Source organism: Coleofasciculus sp. FACHB-712 (assembly GCF_014695635.1).
Taxonomy (GTDB): Bacteria; Cyanobacteriota; Cyanobacteriia; order Cyanobacteriales; family FACHB-T130; genus FACHB-T130.
Genome location: NZ_JACJOQ010000091.1, coordinates 1 through 4,080, shown reverse-complemented (window position 1 = coordinate 4,080; position 4,080 = coordinate 1). Strand labels below are relative to the sequence as shown.

Below are 4,080 nucleotides of genomic sequence, written 5' to 3'. Positions count from 1 at the left end.
AATGCAAGGTTTTCTCCGATACTCCGCTGCTTCTCTGTCTGCCCTTTTGCTTGATTGACTCGCTCATCGTCACTGCCGAAGACGGGATCGGCTAGCACCGCCACAGCTTTAGCAGCAGGTTTGCGCCCAGCTTGTTCTTGTCTTAAAACGGCTAGCGTGGAGGCTGAGGGTAGATTGACGATTTCGTAATTGACTAACAGCGGCGTGGGTGAGGTGGAAGGATTGGCTTTGTTTTCTGTGCTTGCCTGCGTTGGTACTGGTAACGCGGCAAAGGGGACATACTGCAATGCACCGTCGCTAACAATAAGTAATCGTTTCTTATCCAGTTTTCCAGCCACTTGTCCCAAGAGCATCTGGCTGAGTTTGGTTACGACTTCGGTGCTAGCGGGAGCGAGTTCAACCCCAAGACCTCTTCGGTTATCGGTTGGCTTTCGGGTTTCCAAGCGATAGCCAGGGGTGTTCAAAAGTTCATAAAAACCCCGTGCCGCTAACTCAATTTCGGCGCGTTTGGGGAGTTCGTAGCTGGTGATGCCAGTCTTGGTGACTGCCCAAAGATAGCTGCGTTCTTCGCCTAGCGAGTATTCCAAAAGCAGGGTATCGTCATCAAGAACCTGCTGCTGAATCTCTTCTAAGGTGAGGGGTTTTGGCTGAGTGAGGGCGGCATAGCGGGGACTTTTAGCGCGGATATCAGCTTGGGCTTGCCGATACTCTTCTAAGAGATTTTCTCGTTCTCGTTCAATTTTCTCTACCTGTTCTTTGGCGGGGTTGCCGCTGTATAAATCAACTCGGCGTTTTTCAACAGCATCAAGTTTTTGCTGCAAGGTGCGCTCTTGTTCCAGCAGTTTTGGCTCAACTCCTTGCCGAATATTAGCGTTAGCTTCTGTTAGGAGTTCCAAAAGACTGCGGGCGCGGGCGCGTTCTGAGGCGTGCAGTGCCAGAGCATCGTACCCTTTTGATGGGTCTTGTTTGTGCAGTTGCATCAGTACGTCGATGTAGAACTGGTAGTAATTCTGCACCGAGGCAAAGTAGGAAGTACGCAGTTCCTGGCTGGTGACTCGGGTGCGGATGTCCTCAACAATTTTGATTGTGGCTTCGATTTGGGTACGGGCTTCGTTGAGATTACCCCGATCGCGTTGTGTAATCGCAACCTCATAGAGCGTATATGCTTCCTCTGTGCGATCGCCCATCAACCGCTGTAGTGCTAGAACCTGATCGTAGGTGGAGAGCGCTTGTTCGTACTGCTTCAATGCATTGTAAACCTTGCCCAGGTTCCGCAGAGCGTTGGCTTCTCCTTGGCGATACCCCACCTTCTGCAACCCAGCCACTGCCTTTTGGGTGGCTTCTAGTGCTTTGGGATAATCCCCCGATGCTAAATACACGCTGCCGCTCCTAAAGAAGGACACGGCTTCCCAGGTGCTGCTGTTCTGTTGGCGTGACAGTGCAAGGATTTGATTAGCGGCATCAAGCGCCTTGGGATAATCCTTTAATGACTCGTAGGTTTTAACAATAGAGGCGAGTATGGTGCCTTGCTGTTGGAAATTATTATTTTGTCTTGCCAGAGCTAGGGCTTGGTTGTGATAGTCCAGTGACTTCTGATAGTCTTTCGCTTCTTGGTAGGCTGAGCCAATGTTGTCAAGGGTTGAAGCTTGGCGGCTGCGTTCGCCAATGCTTTTAAATATCTCTAGCGCTTGGGTGTATGTATCGATACTGAGCTGATAATCCCCTAACGACATGTAGACTCCAGCGATACTGTTGAGAGTGACGGCTTGTTCAGAGCGAGCGTTCACCCGACGCTGGATATCTAGGGCTTGGTTGTAAAAATCGAGCGCCTGCTGCGGCTCACCCATTGAAATATAGATATCAGCGATATCACTGAGCGTATTAGCTTCCCTAGTGGGATCGGAGATGGCACGCGACAACACAAGCGCTTGATTCAAAACGTCGAGGGCTTTCTGCTTTTCCCCTAATTGGTTGTAGGCATAGCTGATTAAGCTGAGGACTACCGCTTCCCCATCTTTGTCTCCCGCCTTTTGGGAAAGTGCCAGCGCTTGGTTATAAAAGTCCAGCGCTTTGGCAGGATCGCCCAATCCTTCTGAGCCGTAGGTGTCAGCAATACCTGTGAGAATAGCAGCTTGCTGAGAAAGGTTAAACTTTAAAGCTGTTCCTGATAGATTTCCCTGTGCGGCTTGTTGGAGTTCCAGCGCTTGGTTATGGGAGTCCAGCGCCTTCTGATACTGACCCAACGAGTAGTAGAGCGAGCCAATTCTGCTGAGGGTATACGCTTGCCCAGCCCAATCCTTCTTTTCTCGCTGGAGTTCCAATGCCTGATTGTAAGCTGCAAGCGCCTGTTGCGAATCGCCTAAGGCGCTGTACCTCAGACCGATAGCCTGGAGTGTCCGGGCTTGTGCGTCGGTATCCTTCTCAGCACGTTGGAGCTCCAGTGCTTGATTGTAGAAGTCGAGTGCTTTTTGAGTCTCGCCTAGCCTAAAGTAGACATCACCGATGTTTGTCAGCGTAATAGCTTCAAGCAAGGGTTGTTTCTCAGCTCGAAACAGCGATCGGGCTTGATTGTGATATTCGAGCGCTTTTTGCATTTCGCGCAATTTGAAATAAGCATGACCGAGGATATTGAGCAGGGTAGCTTCCCTAATGCTGTTGTCCACAAGTGCTTGCTTGTATGTGTCGAGCAGTTTTTGTTTGTTCTCTGAGTTGGAGCTAGCATTATCCGCAGAGGCACGAGCCATGACTTCCTGAAGGCGGTTTTTCAACTCGCGCCTGACAGCTAGTCCCCGATTGAGATAGTCTAGCGCCTTCTGAGGGTCGTCCTGGAGATTGTAGATGGTGCCGATACCAAGAAGAGTCGTAGCTTCCCAATCGCGAGCCACATACGGAGGAGCTTCATTAACCGCCAATTGCTGCCAGATAGAGAGCGCCTCTTCATATTTTGCAAGTGCTTGTTGCCTCTGTTCTGCTGTTCCTTGGCTCTCTAGTTGCCGTGCTTGCTCGAACAGTTGCTGCGCCCGTTTATAGGCTTGTTGGCGATCAGTAGTCGTTGCATTTGGCGAGGAAGTCGCTGGCTGTTGGGCAATTGAAACGCTTGTTGCCTGTGCCCCCACTGATGACAACAATAGAACAGTTACAAATAACGCCAAACTACGATAGATAGAAGCTGAAAACGATATAGGAAGTAACAATAAGAGCGATCGCCACCTAATCAACTGCCGTTTGCTACGCTTAGCCATGCCTACACCCTCACGCTCAAAATCGCCACTACTCTAACCGATGGTGCGCTGTCAAAATCTACACGTAGGAGATGCGATAAATCGTATCTCTACAAGTCCGCTCTCGTCAGGCTTCGTCTGTCTAGCACCATTTAGCCTAAGTGCGATAAGAGCGATCGCGAAAGCTCACTCATTCTCTGTTAGCTTGAAGTCATGCTGCTAACTGTTAATCTGTTGCGGCACTACCAACGTTGTAGTCGCCGGTCTTTTCTCGATTTATACGGAGATCCTACTCAGCAGGATTTTCAAAGTGATTTTCGCGCCAAATTGCAACAGGATCGGAATGCTCTCCAGCAAACCATTCTGGCGGGACAGACTTATCACAAACCCAATTACGCTTGGGGAGATTGGCACGCTGGTGCGAATGCCACGATTGCCTTGATGCAAGAAGGCGTTGAGCTAATTTACCGAGGCGTGCTTCTGAAGGAGGAAGAAGTAAGGATGGAGGATGAATCCTTCTTGCACCTTCCAAAGACAGTAACCCTTGTGAGTTGTCCCGATTTTTTAGTGAAACAACCCGGACAATCAAACTTTGGCGATTGGATATACGTTCCCAGTGACATTCATTTAGGTCGGCGTCCTAAGCTGGAATATCAAACGGTTGCAGCTTTTCACGCTCATCTGCTGGCGTCTGTTCAAGGGGTTTTGCCGGATACGGTTTGGCTGCGATTACGGGAAAAAAAGGCTTATGCAGTCAATTTGAGTAAATGGGTGCCGATGATGCAGGCACTTGTAGAGGAGTGTATCGAAATGCTCCTGTCTCGGCAAGAGCCAGAGGTGTTCATTACCCGTCAGCGGT

The 4,080-nt window shown here is 49.9% G+C and carries 2 protein-coding genes; one reads left to right on the top strand and one right to left on the bottom strand.

Going from position 1 to position 4,080, the window contains the following annotated elements; all coding sequences use genetic code 11:
• Nucleotides 1-3,242, bottom strand: a 3,242-nt coding sequence (locus tag H6F50_RS02220; RefSeq protein WP_190425857.1) for a tetratricopeptide repeat protein, incomplete at its 3' end; no start/stop codon positions are given.
• Nucleotides 3,243-3,434: 192 nt separating this feature from the next.
• Here H6F50_RS02220 and H6F50_RS02215 point away from each other — a divergent pair.
• Nucleotides 3,435-4,080: TM0106 family RecB-like putative nuclease (locus H6F50_RS02215; protein ID WP_190425853.1), on the top strand; the 646-nt coding region annotated here is incomplete at its 3' end.